The organism is Thalassospira sp. ABD4_177 (assembly GCF_056160125.1).
This window is the reverse complement of sequence record NZ_JBSWWO010000001.1, coordinates 2739574-2756960: the sequence shown is the minus strand read 5'-3', so window position 1 is coordinate 2756960 and position 17387 is coordinate 2739574. Positions and strand designations below refer to the sequence as shown.

Annotated in this window: 15 protein-coding genes; 9 read left to right on the top strand and 6 right to left on the bottom strand. The window is 53.6% G+C overall.

Annotation, left to right across the window (positions count from 1 at the left end; all coding sequences use genetic code 11):
- Positions 1 to 108: 108 nt before the first annotated feature.
- Positions 109 to 1080: an RluA family pseudouridine synthase gene (locus ACXAF0_RS12655; RefSeq protein WP_475346199.1), complete on the bottom strand. Its 972-nt coding sequence runs from the start codon at positions 1078 to 1080 to the stop codon at positions 109 to 111.
- 218 nt (positions 1081 to 1298) lie between these two features.
- Here ACXAF0_RS12655 and ACXAF0_RS12650 point away from each other — a divergent pair, with 218 nt between their 5' ends.
- Together ACXAF0_RS12650 and ACXAF0_RS12645 are read left to right on the top strand one after the other, a co-directional pair.
- Positions 1299 to 1661 (top strand): hypothetical protein, encoded by a 363-nt coding sequence (locus ACXAF0_RS12650; RefSeq protein ID WP_475346198.1) that lies wholly within the window; start codon positions 1299 to 1301, stop codon positions 1659 to 1661.
- Positions 1662 to 1705: 44 nt separating this feature from the next.
- On the top strand, positions 1706 to 2200 hold the full coding sequence (locus ACXAF0_RS12645; RefSeq protein ID WP_475346197.1) for a M67 family metallopeptidase: 495 nt from the start codon (positions 1706 to 1708) through the stop codon (positions 2198 to 2200).
- A gap of 8 nt (positions 2201 to 2208) precedes the next feature.
- Here ACXAF0_RS12645 and ACXAF0_RS12640 read toward each other — a convergent pair whose 3' ends face one another.
- From ACXAF0_RS12640 to ACXAF0_RS12630, 3 genes are all read right to left on the bottom strand, one after another.
- The gene (locus tag ACXAF0_RS12640; RefSeq protein ID WP_475346196.1) at positions 2209 to 3312 is read right to left on the bottom strand and encodes an HD-GYP domain-containing protein; all 1104 of its coding nucleotides are present in this window, start codon (positions 3310 to 3312) and stop codon (positions 2209 to 2211) included.
- A gap of 93 nt (positions 3313 to 3405) precedes the next feature.
- On the bottom strand, positions 3406 to 4434 hold the full coding sequence (locus ACXAF0_RS12635) for a quaternary amine ABC transporter ATP-binding protein (protein ID WP_475346195.1): 1029 nt from the start codon (positions 4432 to 4434) through the stop codon (positions 3406 to 3408).
- Entirely contained in the window at positions 4434 to 5297 is an 864-nt protein-coding gene (locus ACXAF0_RS12630; protein WP_475346194.1) for an ABC transporter permease, read from the bottom strand. The genes ACXAF0_RS12635 and ACXAF0_RS12630 overlap by 1 nt, the downstream gene beginning before the upstream one ends.
- Before the next feature lie 195 nt (positions 5298 to 5492).
- Here ACXAF0_RS12630 and ACXAF0_RS12625 point away from each other — a divergent pair, with 195 nt between their 5' ends.
- A complete protein-coding gene (locus ACXAF0_RS12625) occupies positions 5493 to 5861 on the top strand; it encodes a thiol-disulfide oxidoreductase DCC family protein (protein ID WP_475346193.1) in 369 nt (122 codons plus the stop codon).
- Between the two features lie 39 nt (positions 5862 to 5900).
- On the opposite strand, the gene ACXAF0_RS12620 is transcribed toward ACXAF0_RS12625, so the two are convergent.
- Positions 5901 to 7676 carry a pentapeptide repeat-containing protein gene (locus ACXAF0_RS12620; RefSeq protein WP_475346192.1) on the bottom strand — a complete coding sequence of 592 codons (1776 nt, stop codon included), beginning with the start codon at positions 7674 to 7676 and terminating at the stop codon, positions 5901 to 5903.
- Positions 7677 to 7833: 157 nt separating this feature from the next.
- Positions 7834 to 8880: an ABC transporter substrate-binding protein gene (locus tag ACXAF0_RS12615; protein ID WP_475346191.1), complete on the bottom strand. Its 1047-nt coding sequence runs from the start codon at positions 8878 to 8880 to the stop codon at positions 7834 to 7836.
- A 364-nt stretch (positions 8881 to 9244) separates the two neighbouring features.
- Between ACXAF0_RS12615 and ACXAF0_RS12610 the strand changes: the two genes are divergently transcribed.
- The 6 genes from ACXAF0_RS12610 (at position 9245) to ACXAF0_RS12585 (ending at position 17378) form a co-directional block, all read left to right on the top strand.
- Entirely contained in the window at positions 9245 to 10078 is an 834-nt protein-coding gene (locus ACXAF0_RS12610; RefSeq protein WP_475346190.1) for a 3'-5' exonuclease, read from the top strand.
- Positions 10079 to 10260: 182 nt separating this feature from the next.
- On the top strand, positions 10261 to 11277 hold the full coding sequence (locus ACXAF0_RS12605) for a Fe(3+) ABC transporter substrate-binding protein (protein ID WP_475346189.1): 1017 nt from the start codon (positions 10261 to 10263) through the stop codon (positions 11275 to 11277).
- A 236-nt stretch (positions 11278 to 11513) separates the two neighbouring features.
- Positions 11514 to 12539, top strand: coding sequence for a Fe(3+) ABC transporter substrate-binding protein (locus ACXAF0_RS12600; RefSeq protein ID WP_475346188.1), 1026 nt, complete (start codon positions 11514 to 11516; stop codon positions 12537 to 12539).
- Positions 12540 to 12693: 154 nt separating this feature from the next.
- Positions 12694 to 14382 (top strand): ABC transporter permease, encoded by a 1689-nt coding sequence (locus tag ACXAF0_RS12595; RefSeq protein ID WP_475346244.1) that lies wholly within the window; start codon positions 12694 to 12696, stop codon positions 14380 to 14382.
- An 82-nt stretch (positions 14383 to 14464) separates the two neighbouring features.
- Positions 14465 to 15718: a molybdopterin molybdotransferase MoeA gene (locus ACXAF0_RS12590; protein ID WP_475346187.1), complete on the top strand. Its 1254-nt coding sequence runs from the start codon at positions 14465 to 14467 to the stop codon at positions 15716 to 15718.
- A gap of 85 nt (positions 15719 to 15803) precedes the next feature.
- A complete protein-coding gene (locus tag ACXAF0_RS12585) occupies positions 15804 to 17378 on the top strand; it encodes an MBL fold metallo-hydrolase (protein ID WP_475346186.1) in 1575 nt (524 codons plus the stop codon).
- Positions 17379 to 17387 lie beyond the last annotated feature (9 nt).

The following is a 17387-nucleotide window of genomic DNA, read 5'->3' as shown; positions in this document are numbered from 1 at the left end:
CGTATTGCTTTCAAACAGTGCTGTTATCCCCGTGCACTTTCAGAAGGTTATACGGGAGTATTATATACCGTCAATGGAAAATTACGCGGTAAGGTTAGTGTTGACTATTCAAAGGTATAGTTTAAGGGCGTTCATAAGCGCCAAAAGGTCGTCCGGGATGGGGGATTCGGTCGATATATAAGCCCCCGTGCGAGGGTGCAGAAACCCAAGCGTTCTGGCATGTAGCGCCTGTTTGTTGAATGCGTTCAGAATTTTCTGCGCCTCTAGGTTGAGCTTTAGAGCAGTTCTATTCCGACCGTAAACAGGATCACATACAAGTGAATGTCCAATATGGTGCATATGAACTCGGATCTGATGCGTACGTCCGGTTGCAAGACGGCACTCAACAAGCGATGCCAACGAGTCGTTACGTAATTGTAGGGTTTTGTAATGGGTGAGGGCGTATTTCCCCCCACTTTTGACCACAGCCATCTTCTTGCGATTGCGGGGGCTGCGGCCGATATTTCCCTCGACATCGCCCGTCAGCGGCTTGGGCACACCCCATAAAACCGCAAGGTAGGCGCGATCAATATTGTCCTTGTCCTCGGAAAACAGCTTTGAAAGCGCGCGATGGGCGATATCGTTCTTGGCCACCACCATGGCCCCGCTGGTATCCTTGTCCAGGCGATGGACGATCCCGGGGCGCTTGACCCCGCCAATCCCCGACAGGCTGTCGCCACAATGGGCCAGAAGCGCGTTTACAAGCGTCCCGCTTTCATTGCCTGCCGCAGGATGGACCACCATGCCCGCCGGCTTGTTGATCACCAGAAGGTCGTCATCCTCGTAAAGCACATCAAGCTTGATGTCCTCGGGCACCGGTTCGGCCATTTCCGGTTCGGGCACGATCAGGTCAAAAACATCGCCTGTCCTGACCTTGGCCGACATCTTGGTCGCCGGCGTGCCATTCACGCGAAGCTGACCCTCCTCGATCAGGGCCTTGATGCGTGAGCGCGACTGATCGGGCCATGCGGTTGCCAGCACCTTGTCAAGGCGCGCACCTTCATCCTCGTCGGTCGCTGTATAAATCAGGTTTTCAGACATCGCTTACTATCGGGCTATTTTGATCACGGGGGCGGTCATGCGCCTATGCTGGCAGCTTGTAGCGCTTTATTCGGCGATTGCAACGAATTGCGACATAGCGGGGCGTTTGTTGCCTTGCAATTAAGCCTGCTTGTCGCTATGGCCTTGAATAAGGGCTGGTATGATCGCGCTTTTGGCGCGCATGCAGGTTTCATCAAGCTTTGTCAGTTGGAAATACAATGCGTATCGTTAAGGCTTTGGTTGCGTTCATGGGCATTCTGATCGTGGTGGGCATCGGACTTGTTGTCTATGGCCTGTCACTGGATAAGAATAACCCGGATACCGTCACCGAACCAACCGTTACGCCATCCGTTCCGGTTGCTGGAACCACAAGTGCTCCTCCGGAAGAAACCCTCGGCGCATTCGGTGACATCACCATCGACTTGGGTGATGATGAACGCCTTGTCGACTATTCCATCGATGGCACGCAGGCCACCCTTCATATCGAAGGCCGCCACGGCGAAGGTGCAAGGCTTGTGATCCTCTCGCTCACCGAGAAAAAAGTACTTGGCCGCATCATCCTTGATCAGGATGTGCAGTAACCTGATTACAAAGCGTTGTGTGTGGTGATGGGGGCTGGCAGGACATGACAGGCAATAGACCAGCTGAGGTGGAAGACGAAACCCACATCGCGCTTGCCAACGTCCTGCATGAAGAAATCCGTGACTTTTGCGCGTTACAATGGCCCCTGGAAGCCTGTGGCCTTCTGATCGCGTCGATCAACAGCCCCAACCGCATCGAACGCGTGGTTTTTGCCAAAAATATCGCCGAAGACCCGCTTGTCACTTTCGAGATTGATCCGCAAACGCTGATTGATTGCTATCGCAACGCGCGCCAGAAGGGGGAGCGGGTTGTCGGATGTTTTCATTCTCACCCCAATGGCAAGGCGCTGCCATCGCCGACCGATCGGGCGCGAGCCGATGAAAACGGGTTTCTGTGGCTGGTGATCGCGACGGAGCATAACCGCGCAGCCGAAAGCGGCATGTATCGCATCATTCATCCGGATGCAGGCGATAACGCAGATCATCCCGAGCTACGCTATTTCCGCCGCTGCAGCATACTTGGCAGCGCTTCCGATTGAGAAGATGGTTAGTTCTGTTTGCTCTCGTAAAGATCGCTTCTCGGACGCTTCGCTGCTGTAATGGCGCAGTCAAATACCCTCGCCAGTGCTACGACAAGTGCACGCTCGACCTTACCCTGTGATGCCATGTCAAAAAGTACACCGAGAGTCTCCTCAATAGTGAATGCACTTTTATAGGGGCGCTTTTCTAACAAGGCCCCGGCAATGTCACAGATGGTGAGAATACGGGTTAAATCGCGGATCTCATGTGCATGTAATCCATCTGGGTATCCACTGCCATCAAGGTATTCGTGATGGTGCAAAACGGCATCTAGGATATCAGGATGAAAGTCTTTCTGTCTGGCAAGGCGCTGATAGCCATCTTTGGGATGTCTTTGAACAATCGCGAATTCTTCCGGACTTAGTTTACCTGACTTGTCCAGAATTGCTGGCGGGGTCCATATTTTACCAATGTCATGCAAAAGTCCTGCTTGCGTCAGTTTGGCGATATCCTGGCTGTTCATACCAACGCCTTGTGCAAATGCACAGGCTATTCCGGTCACCAGCAGAACATGTTGGAATGTCGAGTTATGATAAATGCGAACGGTGTCAAGCCAATCAAGAACACCAAGATCTGCAACGGATTCAGCAAGTTGACGTCCTGTTTCTCCGATCAAAGCTGTATCAATAGGTTCTTTTTGAGCAGCTTGATCGAAAATTTCACGCATTGCACGTGCGGAGTCATCAATGATGGATTTTGTTGTTGTCGTTGCGAAGCGATGGGGCGTGCGAAGTTCTTCGATCACGATCGCGAGGCCGATCTCACTAAGCGGTTTCAATACCGTCTTTCTCGCACCCAAGGCGCTTGCTTGCCTCTGATGTTGCCTGTCGCCTTTTGAAACAGTGATGAAAATTTGCGTCTCAGGTTTCGCGATATTACGGAATGCCCTAACCTTATCGATCAATGCAGGATTTTTAAGATCTATATCGACAAGCAGCACTTCAACTTCGGCGGGAATTGGTGCGCCCGTTTTTAGAAATTGCACTTCAACGCCCATTACCGTCGTCGGTAGATACCCAAACTGATCGTCTTCTGTGAAAACATGCAAAGTGGTGCGCAATTTCTGCGACATCTGGCTGCCCCGACAATTATCGTGAAAGTCGATTTCATGTTTGCTATACACGTTTTCATGGAACATCAAGGACTTGTGCGCTGGTGATCTCCATTAATTCGATAATGCTTGTAAAATATGAGTCCTATGAATATACCCAACTATACATTCGTTTCGGTCGATTACGGCTATATATGATCTATCAAAGGTTGTTATGAGGTGGGGAAGAATCGCCTCGAGGCGGGCATCGGCGTCAACAGTAAAGCCGACGTTGTCTAAAGACTTCGCTTTCGATGTTGTTGGCTCCATAATCGATTTGGCGCGCAAGACCTTTGATCGGTTCACATCGCGGGTGAAGGCCTGCACATAGTCGTCGGCGGGTTTGAGCACGATTTCCTCTGGCCGGCCGACCTGCACCAGCTTGCCATCCTTCAGGATCGCAATCCGATCCCCGATCTTAAGCGCCTCGTCGAGATCATGGGTGATAAACACAATGGTTTTGTGAAGCTCCGCCTGAAGCTTCATCAGCTCATCCTGCATGTCAGACCGGATCAGCGGATCAAGGGCCGAAAACGCCTCGTCCATCAAAAGCACTTCCGGATCGGTCGCCAGCGCCCGGGCAAGGCCGACACGCTGCTGCATGCCACCTGACAGCTGGTCGGGGAACTTTGTCTCATACCCGGCCAGACCAACCCGCGCGATCCATTTCGATGCTGCGGCTTCGCGTTCCTTGCGCGCAACCCCCTGGATTTCCAGCCCATAGGCGACGTTATCCATCACATTGCGATGGGGCAGCAGGCCAAAGCGTTGAAACACCATGCCAAGCCGCTTGCGGCGAAACGCATTGAGGTTTGGGATATCCATGGCAAGGATGTCTTCCCCGCCAAACGAAATATTGCCCGCCGTCGGATCAATCAGACGATTAAGATGGCGGATCAGCGTCGATTTCCCCGATCCAGACAGGCCCATGACGACAAAGGTTTCACCCTGTTCAATGGACAGCGAGACATCATGCAGACCAACCGTATGCCCGGTCTTGCTAAGGATTTCATCCTTGTCAGCACCCCCTTTTGCCAGTTCAAGCGCCGATTTCGGGTCAGGCCCGAAGATTTTGAAAATATTGCGGATTTCGATATAGCTCATCACGCGTCCTCCGCATTCGGATTGCGCTGCGATCGCTTGCCATAGGCCTGACCGATCCGGTCAAACACCACGGCCAGAAGCACAATCGCAATGCCGGCTTCCATGCCTGCACCTACGTCCAGACGCTGAATGCCCATCAGGACCTGCTCGCCCAATCCACGCGCGCCAATCATGGATGCGATCACGACCATCGAAATCGACATCATCGTCGTCTGATTGATCCCGGCCATGATGTTGGGAAGCGCCAGTGGGAGCTGCACACCAAACAGGATCTGCTTGCGGCTGGCTCCGAATGATCGGGATGCCTCGAGGACCTCTTGATCAACAAGGCGAATGCCCAAATCGGTCAGTCGCATGACGGGCGGGGCGGCATAAATCACCGTGGCGAGGATCGCTGGAACCTTGCCCAACCCAAACAGCATCAGGGCAGGGATCAGATAGACAAAGCTCGGCATGGTCTGCATGGTATCAAGGATCGGCAACATGACGGCCCGCAGGCGATTTGACATCGCCATGGCAATCCCGACCGGAATGCCGATCAGGACCGAAAGCGACGTCGCGACAATCATCAGAGCCAAGGTCTGCATCGCCTTGTCCCACAGACCCAGCATGCCAATCGCAAACATCGCCACAACCAGCCCGACAACCAGCTTCCAGTTCTTGCTGGCATGCCAGGTGATGGCGGCAATCGCGATCAGAACCACCCACCAGGGCGCGCCGCGCAAAACCTGCTCGAGTGCGACCAGAACGGTCAGTAAACTGTCGGCAAAGGCTTCAAACGCTGCGCCGTAATTGATCACCAGCCAATCAACAAACTGATTGACCCACTTGCCCAACGGCACATTCAACTGTTCTGGAAACATGGCGCAACCGGCCCGATCTGCTCAAAAAATCAATGAGCGTAGGAGCCTAACAAGATCGTCTGGTGCGCGCGACCGTTAATCGAACCATGCGTGATATCTCCTGACGTCTTTTGGAAGTGTATTCCAGTGATTGATAATCCAGAGGCAGGCCGCAGCCGTAAGTCACAGACAAATTTGCTTTCCAGAGAGGTTGCGATGATCACGGTGTTCTATGACGGAAAATGCGGTCTGTGTGCGCGCGAAATCAATTACTACCGCAAGATCGCACCAAGCGGCGTTTTCGACTGGCGGGACGTCACGGAACATGCCGGTGATCTTGAAAAGCACGGTATTTCCCTTGTCGAAGGATTAAAGCAAATGCGCGCCCTGGATTCAGACGGGCAGTGGCACTCAGGTGCCGATGCCTTCATTTTGATCTGGCGACAGCTTAACCGATGGCGTGTTTTGGCCGCGATCGTAGCCCTGCCGATCATTCGTCAGATCGCAAACCTTGTGTACCGTCTATGGGCAACATGGCGCTTCAAACGTCTTACCCACTGTCAACTTGCTGTTGCTAATGAGTAAGGTGGGACCCGTTGTCGATTTGCGCTGCGCAGTACTGTGCTATTTTAGTTTGAAGCGGTTGCGGATGCCAAGCAGCAACAAAAACAGCAGGATTGTCGACAACAATGTTTGAACACTTGCAACGATAGTGGCACTTCCGGGAATGATACTGCCAAAAAGGCAGTCATAAGCCTGCGTGATGATCGTCCTGTCTGCCAATCCCGGAACAATTAGCCCTTTTGCAAAGGCCAACTGGTAAGCGGTGTTTACTTGTGACCCTGCACCCGCGAAGCATTTTTCTGCGCGCACAATGTCCAATGGTGTCGCCATTGCGATGTAATGCACAGCGGACAGCGTGACCACGCCAAGCCAGTACAACAGCGGCCTTGCGATCGACCGGCCATAATCAGACAATTCTTCAAAAACAAAACTCAGCCACCAACTTGGGTCGCGTGGCGTGTCCACCATTATTCGGCGGGTTCTGAGCTCTTCGGCAAAGAATTCCACTTCGTGCTTGTGATCATGCCCCTGAATGGCAAGACGTTTGAGCGCTCGATATTTGGTGGTTACTGAGAAAACCGACTTGCAAGGATACCGCTTTTTTACTGGTACAGTATTGCTAATTATCACTCCATCTAATAGCGGAGCCTCTTCACAATGGGTTTGACGAAAGTCTGGTGGTTGGAGAAAGCGAGTGTTACTTAAATCAAAGGCTTGACTGACTTGCGCTGAGTTGAAAGAAATATTTGCTCGAAATGTCGTATCGCGAAAGTTAGTGTTTTGTTTGAAAATTGCGCCGCGGTATGAAGCGGCATTTTTAAACGTTGAGTCGCTAAAGTTTACGTCGGCCCTGAAAACGGCCTTGCTGAAATCGGCATCCTTTACAAAGCGTGTGGCTTTGAATTCCGAGTCATCTTGGAATAACGCTTTGATAAAACGAACATCATTCTCGAAACAGCTAAGTTGAAAGTTTGCAGCGCGGCGAAATCTAGCATTTTCAAAATGAGCATAGCCAGAAAATTTGACACTATCAAAGTAAGCATAGTCTAAGAACTGTGCTCTTTCGAACCTAGCGTCGCACTCAAAAATCGAACTTCTGAAAAGCGTAGTGTAATTAAACTTAGCACTATCAAAAATTGCAGATACCTTGAAGCGCGCATGCTCAAAATCAGAAAATCCGCCGAAAACTACCTTTTCAAAGCTCATCGGTGCAGCAAAGGTTGCTCCCGAAAAATTCACTGGCCCTTCAAAATGTACTCCTGAAAACAAGGTAATTTGTTCGAAAGAAGCGCCGTTAAATGCTGCAGCAGCCTTGAGTGTGGCATTCTCAAAGTCAGTATGTGACTTAATAGCAGCACGTATAAAGAAGATATTTTGATGAAATGTAGCGTCACAGAAAAATGCCGTGTCTTCCAGTGTGACACCGTTGAAGACCGCAGCGCCATGGAAGTTTACAGCCTGAAAAGCCGCATTCGTTAAGCGTGCTCTCTCAAATAACGCAATACCTGAAAATGTAGCGTGAGAAAATTCAGCAAATTCACGAAAAACCGCGTGCTCAAATATCGCATCAGCCGGGAAAATGAAGCCTTCAAAAGAGGCGTTAACGTCGAACGTGTGCGGTGAATGCTTGGACGAAAAAATACTGGTTGCAGTTTCTAGCCAAGCTCTAGTGCACTCATTAGCACCAATTTCGCCGTCCGAGGTATTAGTTCGAATCAACCATTCCCCATTTTCTTCAAGCGCCTTGCGTTCTGCCAGCATCTTTTCGGCCCAAGCATTCCAAGCCTCTTTGCCGAGTCCTTCGTCCCAAAGCGCGAGTGTTTCTTCCTGATTCATCTGGCTCCCCAATGCCATCGGCGGTTTATGCTGTTTGTCTGATTAAACGTGCCTTGGAGATGCTTTGCAATCGGGAATTGTGGTTGGGGCCTATCGAACACAAAACACCCCGCGAGATTTCTCTGGCGGGGTGTTTGAACAGGTGCAGCCTTAAAGGTTACATCGCACTTTCAACGCGTGCGGCAACATCATCGGGCACCCAAGCTTTCCAGACGTCCGGCTTGGATTTCAGGAAATGCATCGCAGCCCCGTCGGGCTTTTCGTTGTTTTCCTGCATATAGGCCAGCATTTCCGAGACCAGCGCGTTGCTGGTTTCGTAGTTGGTCAGGAAGCTGATCAGGGTTGGTGCAGCGGCTTTGAAGGCGTTATTAACACCAATCGTGATCGTGCTTTGCGGGTAGGCGGTTGCCTTGGTCGGTTTTTTTTCCATTTTCAGCGCGTCAAAGATCGCCTTGTCATAGGCGGGTTCTTCAAGGCGCGTGCTATCATAAAGACCCATGACCCAGGTCGGGCCCCAATAGTAATAAAGCGCCGGTTTACCGCGTTTATGAGCCGATGCGATGGCCGCCGAAAGCGCAGCTCCCGTGCCCGGGCGGAAGTTGGTGAAATCATCATCAAGGCCATAGGCGCCAAGTTTGGCCGAGTTGACCTTTTCACAGACCCAGCCTGACGGGCAGTTATAGAAGCGGCCCTTGCCGGGTTCTTCCGGGTCCTCGAATAGCTCGGTATATTTCGCCAGATCATCGACCGATTTGAGGTCAGTCGCCATAGGCTCGATGCCACGATCGGCATCGCCTTCGATCACGTAGCTTGGCACGAACCAGCCTTCGACGGCGTCATCGAAATTCACCCCGATCTGGCTGACATTGCCGGCGTCCTCGGCCTTGGTCCAGGCTTCGGCAACGTTGTCGCGCCAGATTTCCATGACGACATCAACGTCCCCCTTGCCAGCGCCGGTCAGAAGCGGAATGACATCGCCGGGCAGGGCATCGGTCTGACAGCCATAGCCCTTTTCAATGATGAAGCGAGCAACGGCGTTATGGAAAAGCGCGCTGTCGTAATTGAGCCCGGCAAACATCACCGGGCGATCAATTTCGCAAGTGGCATCCTGTGCCTCTGCTTGTGCTTGGGCGCTTGACGGAATTTGGGTAAATGCGAGGCCAGCGGCCATCAGCATTGCGGCTCCGGTAGGCAGGGTTTTCATCCTTCTGTCCCTTCGTTGTTGCGGTCCGGAATCGCATCAAATGCATGGTCGGTGCGGATAAACCGCAAGGGTTGGGGGCTGATTTGTCCCAACTTGATCATGACCGTGCCCCTGATACAGGTGCGCCAATTCTAGACATGGCTGTCGAACGGGCGCAACCCCGGGTATGGAATGTAACGTCGACGTGATGTCGGTTTCATCCTGATATCATTACAGAATGCTCCTGACAGGAATGGCAGGAGATGTCAGGTAATGTGATTTACGGTTGCCGACGTGATCGGTTTAACTCTGCCCGTGAATTTGTCGATAAACATCGTTATGTTGAGTCCACAACTTAATCGGGCACACATATTCAGAGGCCGTCATGATGCATTCCAGCCTGTTCGTTTTTGATATCGAGACCGTGCCCGATATTGATGTGCTGCCGCAATTAACTGGCGAAACCGCACCCGATCCTGAAGCCGGTCGCAAGATGCTGGAAGACTATCATCTGGAGATCACCAGTGGGCGTAATGGCTTTCCGCGTCAGCCGTTTCACAAGGTGGTGGCGATCAGTTTCCTGCGCGCCACGATCCAGCGTGACGGCGATACCGAGATGTACGAGATCGAAGAGCTGCGATCGGGTGGGGAACTGGCGTCCGAGGAAAAGGACCTTGTGAATGGCTTCTTTGCCTATTGCGGTAAGCTGTATCCGCGTTTGGTCAGTTTCAATGGGCGCGGGTTTGATCTGCCGGTGTTGAAATACCGCGCGATGAAGCACGGGGTGTCGGCGCGCTGGCTGCATCAGGCGTCCAACAAATGGGAAAACTACACCGCACGCTATGCGCCGCACTGGCATTGCGATCTGGCGGAAGTTCTGTCTGACTACGGTGCATCGGCGCGCACCAAGATGAATGAAGTCTGTGCCGCCCTTGACCTTCCGGGCAAGACCGGGGTCGATGGCAGCAAGGTTTCAGACATGTATGACAATGGCGAAATTGATGGCATTCGCCGCTATTGCGAGACGGATGTTCTGAATACCTATCTGCTGTATCTCCGTCATGCCCTTCATACCGGGATGACGGATCATGATGGCTATAACCATGCGATCAATCTGACTGTGGGCTGGCTTGAAGAGCGGGCAGGGGACATTCCCGCCTATCAGGAATTCCTTGATGCCTGGAAGCAATCGAGTGGCGGGTCGTTTAACGTGCTTTGAGCGCGACATCATTCCGTTTCATGCGCACATTGGCATAAGTGAAGTGAGTCACACTGCCCGGTTGAAAAGGGTGAAACACTGTTGAATTGAATGCGAGTTGATCTTATTTGCATTGCAGATGCAAGTAAGTTGCAACGTCAGGGCGTTTGGTGCCCAAAGCAAACTCAACAGGGATCGTTCACATGGATATCAAAAAGCTCATTGGCGGGGCCGTGTTTGGCGCAACCGCAATCGCAGCGACAACCGCAACGGCACAGGAAGTTAATGTTTATTCCCTGCGTCAGGCGTTTCTGGTTGAGCCGCTGTTTGAGAAATTCACAGCCGAAACCGGCATCGACGTTAATGTGATCTTTGCCGAAAAAGGTCTGGTCGAACGCATCAAGCAGGAAGGTGCAAACAGCCCGGCCGATATCCTGATGACGGTCGATATCAGCCGCATTCAGCAGGCGGTTGACGCTGGCGTGACCGAGGCGGTTTCAAACGACACCCTGGCGTCCAACATCCCGGCGCATCTGCGCGATCCTGATGGCCATTGGTTTGCCCTGACCCAGCGTGGTCGTGCGATTTATGCTTCCAAAGACCGCGTTGAAGAAGGTGAAATTACCTCCTACGAAGATCTTGCTGATCCGAAATGGGAAGGGCGCATTTGCACCCGTTCGGGCAGCCATGTTTATAACGTTGCGCTGTTTGCATCCATGATCGCCGTCCATGGAGAGGAAAAGGCCAAGGAATGGCTGCAGGGTCTTAAGAGCAACCTCGCACGTAAGCCGCAGGGCAATGACCGCGCACAGGTCAAGGCGATCAAGGAAGGCGTTTGCGATCTTTCGATCGGCAATACCTATTACTACGGCAAGATGCTCGATAACCCGGAACAGCGCCCATGGGCCGATGCGGTCAACCTTGTCTTCCCCAATCAGGGTGGCCGGGGCATGTCGATGAACATTTCGGGCATGAGCCTGATTGCCGATGCGCCGAACCGCGAAAACGCGATCAAGTTGATGGAATTCCTGTCTGATGATGTCGCACAGGGAATCTATGCCGAGGTCAATTACGAATACCCGGTCAAGCCGGGCGTCGAATGGGCCGATAACGTAAAGTCCTGGGGAACGTTCAAGGCCGATGAATTGTCGCTGGCCGAAATTGCGCGCCTTAGCCCGGATGCGATCAAGATGGTCGATGAGATTGGTTATAACGAATAGTCAAACCGACTGAGCTTGAATGTCTTTTTGAAAGGGGTGGTGTCGTGCCACCCCTTTTTCTGTTTCCGGGGGCAGGGCGGATGCGCGCCATCGTCGCGGTTTTGTGACCCGATCCATGGCAGCTATGTGGTTTTCGTGCTTGCAAAAAAGCGGGCTGGCCCTTTAATTTCGCGCTTGGCAAATACAAATCATTCCTAATTGCTGCGCCACCTGCAGCTGATCCAGATGAGGCATTTATGATTTCTCTGCGCAAAACCGTTCTTGGTCTTGTTGTTTCCGCGATGGGGCTTTCGGCCCTGTCCGCCGCCCACGGGGCAGAGGAAGTCAATGTCTACTCGCTCAGGCAGCCGTTTCTGATTGAGCCGATGTTCAAGCGCTTTACCGAGGAAACCGGTATTCGCGTCAATACGCTGTTCTCGCAAAGCGGTCTGGTGGAACGCATCAAGCATGAAGGGCGCAATACGCCTGCCGATCTGCTTTTGACCGTCGATATCGGACGTATTCAGGATGCGGTGGATGCCGATATCGCCCAGCCGATCGAAAGTCCGGTGCTGGATGCGAATATCCCTGATCAGTTCCGCGATGATGACAGGCTTTGGGTTGGGATGACGACACGTGCGCGTGTGCTTTATACCTCGCTTGATCGCGTCGCGCCCGATGCCATTACTATCTATGAAGAACTCGCCGATCCGAAATGGCAGGGCCGCATTTGTGTGCGTTCCGCCATGCATGTTTATAACATTGCTCTGATCGCCTCGATGATTGCCCATCATGGCGAAGAAGAAACCAAAACCTGGCTGAGTGCGGTTAAGGATAATCTGGCACGCAAACCACAAGGTGGGGACACCGACCAGATCGAGGCCGTGTCACAGGGCGTCTGTGATGTAGCGATTGGCAATTCATACTATTACGGCAAGATGCTTGATGACCCGAACAAGGCCGATGCCGCCAAGCAGGTCCGCATCGTCTTCCCCAATCAGGGAGATCGCGGCACGCATGTGAATATTTCCGGTGTGGCGCTGATGAAATATGCGCCGAACAAGGAAAACGCCATCAAGCTGGTGGAATTCCTCTCAAGTGCTGAAGCCCAGCATATGTATGCCGATATCAATTTCGAATACCCGGTCAAGCCAGGTGTTGCCTGGTCCGAACGGGTTCGGGCATGGGGCACGTTCGTTCATGATGATTTGCCGCTCAATACGGTTGCGGCCAATCGTGGGGCGGCGATCCGCCTGATTGATGAAGTCGGCTTTAACGAGTAGACCGGACGCCGATCCCAAGGTATCAAGACCGGCCGCCCCGCACAGGGTGGCATGATCCGCGACGCAGGAAACGGAAACAGCCTTGAACAACGCTTGCCAGACGCCAGAGGAAGAGGATATCCGGCCCGCCGCCGTGACGGAAACCTTTGATCCGATGCGTGCACCATCCGGGCGCACGGCAATGCGTTGGTTGCCGCGTGGTCAGTCGGCTGTCTGGCTGATCGGGGCGTTTATTGTTGCGGCGATGGTCGCGGCACCGATCGTTGCAGTGGCCTGGATCGCCCTGTTCCCGACCGAGAATATCTGGCCGCATCTGGCATCAACCATGTTGCCAAGGTACCTTAAAAACACCGGGATATTGATGCTGGGCGTTGGCATCGGGGTGACCCTGATCGGGGTTGCCTCGGCCTGGGTTGTGACCATGTGCCGCCTTCCGGGCAAGCGGTTCTTTGAATGGGCGATGCTGCTGCCCATGGCGGTCCCGGCTTATATCGTGGCCTATGTTTATACCGATCTTCTGGAATATGCCGGGCCGGTGCAGCGGATGCTGCGCGATATGTTTGGCTGGCAATCGGCGGCCGATTATTGGTTCCCTGATATCCGCACCAAGGGTGGTGCGATCATTGTGCTTAGCCTGACGCTGTACCCTTATGTTTACATGCTGGCGCGTGCAGCATTCCTGTCGCAGTCCATCTGCGCGATTGAAGCGGCCCGTATTCTGGGACGAAGTGCCTGGAGCTCGTTCCTCACCGTGGCCCTGCCGCTGGCGCGACCGGCCATCGTTGTTGGCGTTGTGATCGCCCTGATGGAAACACTCAATGATTTCGGCACGATTGATTTCTTTGCGGTACACACTCTAACCGCTGGCATTTTCAATGTCTGGCTTGGTATGGGCAATGCCGGTGGGGCAGCACAGATCGCATTGACGATGTTGGCCGTTGTGATTGCATTGATGGTGATCGAACGCTATTCGCGCCGCCGTCAGCGGTTCCATGACACCACCAGCCGTTTTCAGGAACTGCCGGGCTATGAGCTGACCCCGCTTGCCAAGACTGGGGCGCTGGCGGTTTGTATTCTGCCGATTGTGTTGGGCTTTGTCGTGCCGTCACTGGTGCTGATCTATTATTCCATCGGCTATTTTGATCAAAGCTGGACAGCGGATTTCTTTGAGTTTGCCGGGAATAGCCTTCTGGTGTCAGGGCTTGCGACACTTGTTGCGGTCGGCTGTGCGATCTTTATGGCTTATGCGCTGCGCCTATTCCCGCAACCGCTTTTGAAGTTCTTTGTGCGCCTGTCATCGGTTGGTTATGCCGTGCCGGGTGCAGTGCTCGCCATCGGGGTTCTGATCCCGTTTGCTCGGTTTGACAATGCGCTCGATGCTGTGATGCGCGATACCTTCGGCATCTCAACCGGATTGCTATTGAGTGGGACGGTGTTTGCGCTGGTATTTGCCTATGCGGTGCGTTTCATGGCGGTGTCTTATGGCTCGATCGAAGCAGCGCTTGGCAAGGTGCGCCCAAGTATGGATGACGCGGCCCGCACCCTTGGTGAAAGCCCGTGGGGAACGCTTAAGCGCATTCATTTCCCGATGGTGCGTGGCGGCATTCTGGCCGCATCGGTGCTGGTTTTTGTCGATGGGATGAAAGAACTGCCAGCAACGCTTATTCTGCGTCCGTTCAATTTTGATACGCTGGCCACCCATGTTTATCAGTTCGCCAAGGATGAAATGATCGAACATGCTGCCCTTGGGGCGCTGACCATTGTGCTGGTGGGTGTTGTGCCGGTGATCATGCTGAGCCGTGCTATTTCCAAGTCCCGCCCGGGGCATGGCGGACAATCCTGATGCGCCGCGTCTGCGATCAGGCTATCCTGATTGCCGATCTGAAAATCAAAACAAGACCAAGGGCCGGCAGGAAACCATCCAGATGCAAACGATCAAACCGGGACTGACCAAACTTTCCGATGCACTCGAAATCGCTTATGGCGAAGTGCCGGTCATGGCGCCTGCCGAAGACCGCGCTATCAGCGATTGTTATGGTGCCGTCTTGCGCCAGGACGTGGTGGCGAAGGTTTCGGTGCCGTCCGTCGATAACTCGGCCATGGATGGCTATGCGTTGCGTCATGCGGACCTTGTCGCAATCAATGGGCCGGTTCCGGTTGTCGGTGTTTCGTTGGCCGGTCATCCCTATGACGGAACGCTGCCCAAGGGGGCAGCCATTCGCATTGCGACCGGGGCGGCAATCCCGGATGGTGCGGATTGTGTGATCATTCAGGAAAATGTCACGGCCAACGCCGATGAAACCGTTATCGAAATCGATGCTGATGTGATTGCGCGCACCAGCTTGCATCAGAATATCCGTTGGCAGGGCGAAGACATCAAGGCCGGTGATACGGTCTTGTCAGCGGGCGCGATCCTGCGGCCACAGGATATAGCGATTGCCGCCGGGCAGGGATGTGGAACCTTGTCGGTGGCCCGGGCATTAAAGGTTGCCGTTTTCTCGACCGGTGATGAGCTGGCCATTCCCGGTGATCCTTTGCCACCGGGTGGTATTTATGATTCCAACCGCTTTGCCATGATCGGAATGCTGCGCTCGATTGGATGCGACGTTACCGACCTTGGCTTGCTGACCGATGATTTTGATGTGCTGCAAGGCGCACTGGCCGATGCGGCAAAGTCCCATGACGTGATGATTACTTCTGGCGGGGTTTCGGTCGGCAAGGCGGATCTTCTAAAGCCAGTTGTGGAAAGCCTTGGCGAAATCACCGCCTGGAAACTGGCGATCAAACCGGGCAAGCCGTTGATGCGCGGCAAGATCGGCGATTGCCTGGTTATCGGGCTGCCGGGCAATCCGGTATCGGTTCTGGTTTCCGGTTTGTTGTATGTGCTGCCCTTGTTACGTCATGCCATGGGGGCGGATCGATCCCGACTGGCGCCCACCCGCATTCCGGTGCGGGCCGGGTTTGATTTTAAACGCATGACCGGTCGGCGTGAATGGCTGCGCGCACGGCTGGTTCAGAATGATGACGGCGTGTTCGAAGCAATCGCCTTTGCCTCAACCAGCTCGGGGATGTTGTCATCCATGGTCTGGGCCGAAGGCCTGATTGAAGTTCCAGAAGATTGCGGTCAGATCACAAAGGGTGAAAGTGTCCTTTATCTGCCGCTGCAAGGCTTGCAGTGACTTCATCAAAAATGATCCAAATCATTGCAAACGAAGATCGTTTGCCAGACTGTTGGATCGGTTCCAATCCGCGAAAGTGAATAGAATGACGATATCGGTAACGTTTTGTGGTGCTGCTGGCGGCGTGACAGGGTCTTGCTATTTCTTGCAGACCGATCATGGCAACTTCCTTGTCGATTGCGGCATGTTTCAGGGCAGCAAGACGGTTCGTGAACTGAACTATGGCAAGTTCCCGTTTGAAGCGGATCGGATTTCGGCTGTTCTGCTTACACACGCCCATATTGACCATACCGGTCTTGTACCGAAACTGGTCAAGGCCGGGTTTGGCGGGCCGATCTACGCGACCGAACCGACCTGTGATCTTCTGACCTATATGCTGCCGGACTCAGGCTACATTCAGGAAAGCGAGGTAGAACGTCTTAATCGTCGCAATGCGCGCCGTGGCCGTCCGGAAGTGACCCCGATCTATACCCGCGAAGATGCCGAGAATACGCTCTCACAACTCAAGACCGTTGAATATCATGACTGGCTGCCGGTAATTGAAGGCGTGCGCGCCCGTTTCTGGGATGCTGGCCATCTTCTTGGTTCGGCATCGATCGAGGTGGAAATTGAAAACGGTGACGAAGACGGCGAGCCGACCCGTTTGCTGTTTTCCGGCGATGTTGGCACCGGGGAGGCCGTGTTTAACGAGGCCCCCGAAGCACCAAAGGATATCGACTATCTGTTTATCGAAACCACCTATGGTGATCGCGCGCGCCCGGTGATCACGGATGAAGAACGCCGTTCGATGTTGCGTGAGGAAGTGCGCGACGCGCTTGAGAGTGGCGGCAATCTGGTGATTCCAAGCTTTGCGGTTGCCAGAACGCAGGAACTGCTTGTCGACCTGGCCCATCTTTTCAATCGCGGTGAGTTGCCACCAGCTAATGTCTTTGTCGATAGCCCGTTGGCACAGCGCGCAACCGATGTTTTTGCCAAGCACCTCAAACGCGGTGACGCGCAGGCCTTGTCGCACCCGAAATTCCACATGGTCCCGGATGTGCAGGCCAGTAAACAGCTGGCCCAGGTTACAAGCGGCGCGATCATTATTTCGGCGAGTGGCATGTGCGATGCGGGGCGTATTCGCTACCATTTGAAAAACAACCTTTGGCGCGCCAATAGCACCGTGCTTCTGGTTGGTTTTCAGGCGGCGGGGTCGTTCGGGCGCGTGTTGCAGGGCGGGGCCAAGCATGTGCGGATCCATGGGGATGAAATCGAAGTGCGCGCACGTATTCGCACGCTTGATGTCTATTCCGGTCACGCAGATCAGGACATGCTGTTGCAATGGACCAAAAACCGCTTGCCGGTGGCACGCCAGATTTTCCTGACCCACGGCGAGGAAGGCGCACGCGCGGCCTTCCGCGAGGTTCTGGTGGCGCACGGGATTGAAGAAAAGCTGATTTCCATGCCAATGCTTGATGATACGGTCACGCTCAAGAAGGGCGATGCCAAACCTGCCATTCCGGAGGCGCGCCTTTCGGGTGAAGAACTTTCGCGCGACGACTGGCACAATCTTTATGCCGGGACGGTTACGGCACTTTCCGAGAAGCTTCGGTCGCTGGAAACCGCGGAAGAAAGAAAAGAGATGCTCGAAAAAGTCTTGCGCGATATCGGGTCAGTGTGAGAGCAATTA

Excerpts from the sequence above, each read along its gene's own strand:
- ACXAF0_RS12655 (WP_475346199.1), bottom strand. The coding sequence starts at position 1,080 with ATGTCTGAAAACCTGATTTATACAGCGACCGACGAGGATGAAGGTGCG.
- ACXAF0_RS12600 (WP_475346188.1), top strand. The coding sequence starts at position 11,514 with ATGATTTCTCTGCGCAAAACCGTTCTTGGTCTTGTTGTTTCCGCGATG.
- ACXAF0_RS12590 (WP_475346187.1), top strand. The coding sequence starts at position 14,465 with ATGCAAACGATCAAACCGGGACTGACCAAACTTTCCGATGCACTCGAA.
- ACXAF0_RS12595 (WP_475346244.1), top strand. The coding sequence starts at position 12,694 with ATGCGTGCACCATCCGGGCGCACGGCAATGCGTTGGTTGCCGCGTGGT.
- ACXAF0_RS12585 (WP_475346186.1), top strand. The coding sequence starts at position 15,804 with ATGACGATATCGGTAACGTTTTGTGGTGCTGCTGGCGGCGTGACAGGG.
- ACXAF0_RS12645 (WP_475346197.1), top strand. The coding sequence starts at position 1,706 with ATGACAGGCAATAGACCAGCTGAGGTGGAAGACGAAACCCACATCGCG.
- ACXAF0_RS12625 (WP_475346193.1), top strand. The coding sequence starts at position 5,493 with ATGATCACGGTGTTCTATGACGGAAAATGCGGTCTGTGTGCGCGCGAA.
- ACXAF0_RS12615 (WP_475346191.1), bottom strand. The coding sequence starts at position 8,880 with ATGAAAACCCTGCCTACCGGAGCCGCAATGCTGATGGCCGCTGGCCTC.
- ACXAF0_RS12630 (WP_475346194.1), bottom strand. The coding sequence starts at position 5,297 with ATGTTTCCAGAACAGTTGAATGTGCCGTTGGGCAAGTGGGTCAATCAG.
- ACXAF0_RS12640 (WP_475346196.1), bottom strand. The coding sequence starts at position 3,312 with ATGTCGCAGAAATTGCGCACCACTTTGCATGTTTTCACAGAAGACGAT.
- ACXAF0_RS12650 (WP_475346198.1), top strand. The coding sequence starts at position 1,299 with ATGCGTATCGTTAAGGCTTTGGTTGCGTTCATGGGCATTCTGATCGTG.
- ACXAF0_RS12620 (WP_475346192.1), bottom strand. The coding sequence starts at position 7,676 with ATGAATCAGGAAGAAACACTCGCGCTTTGGGACGAAGGACTCGGCAAA.
- ACXAF0_RS12635 (WP_475346195.1), bottom strand. The coding sequence starts at position 4,434 with ATGAGCTATATCGAAATCCGCAATATTTTCAAAATCTTCGGGCCTGAC.
- ACXAF0_RS12605 (WP_475346189.1), top strand. The coding sequence starts at position 10,261 with ATGGATATCAAAAAGCTCATTGGCGGGGCCGTGTTTGGCGCAACCGCA.
- ACXAF0_RS12610 (WP_475346190.1), top strand. The coding sequence starts at position 9,245 with ATGATGCATTCCAGCCTGTTCGTTTTTGATATCGAGACCGTGCCCGAT.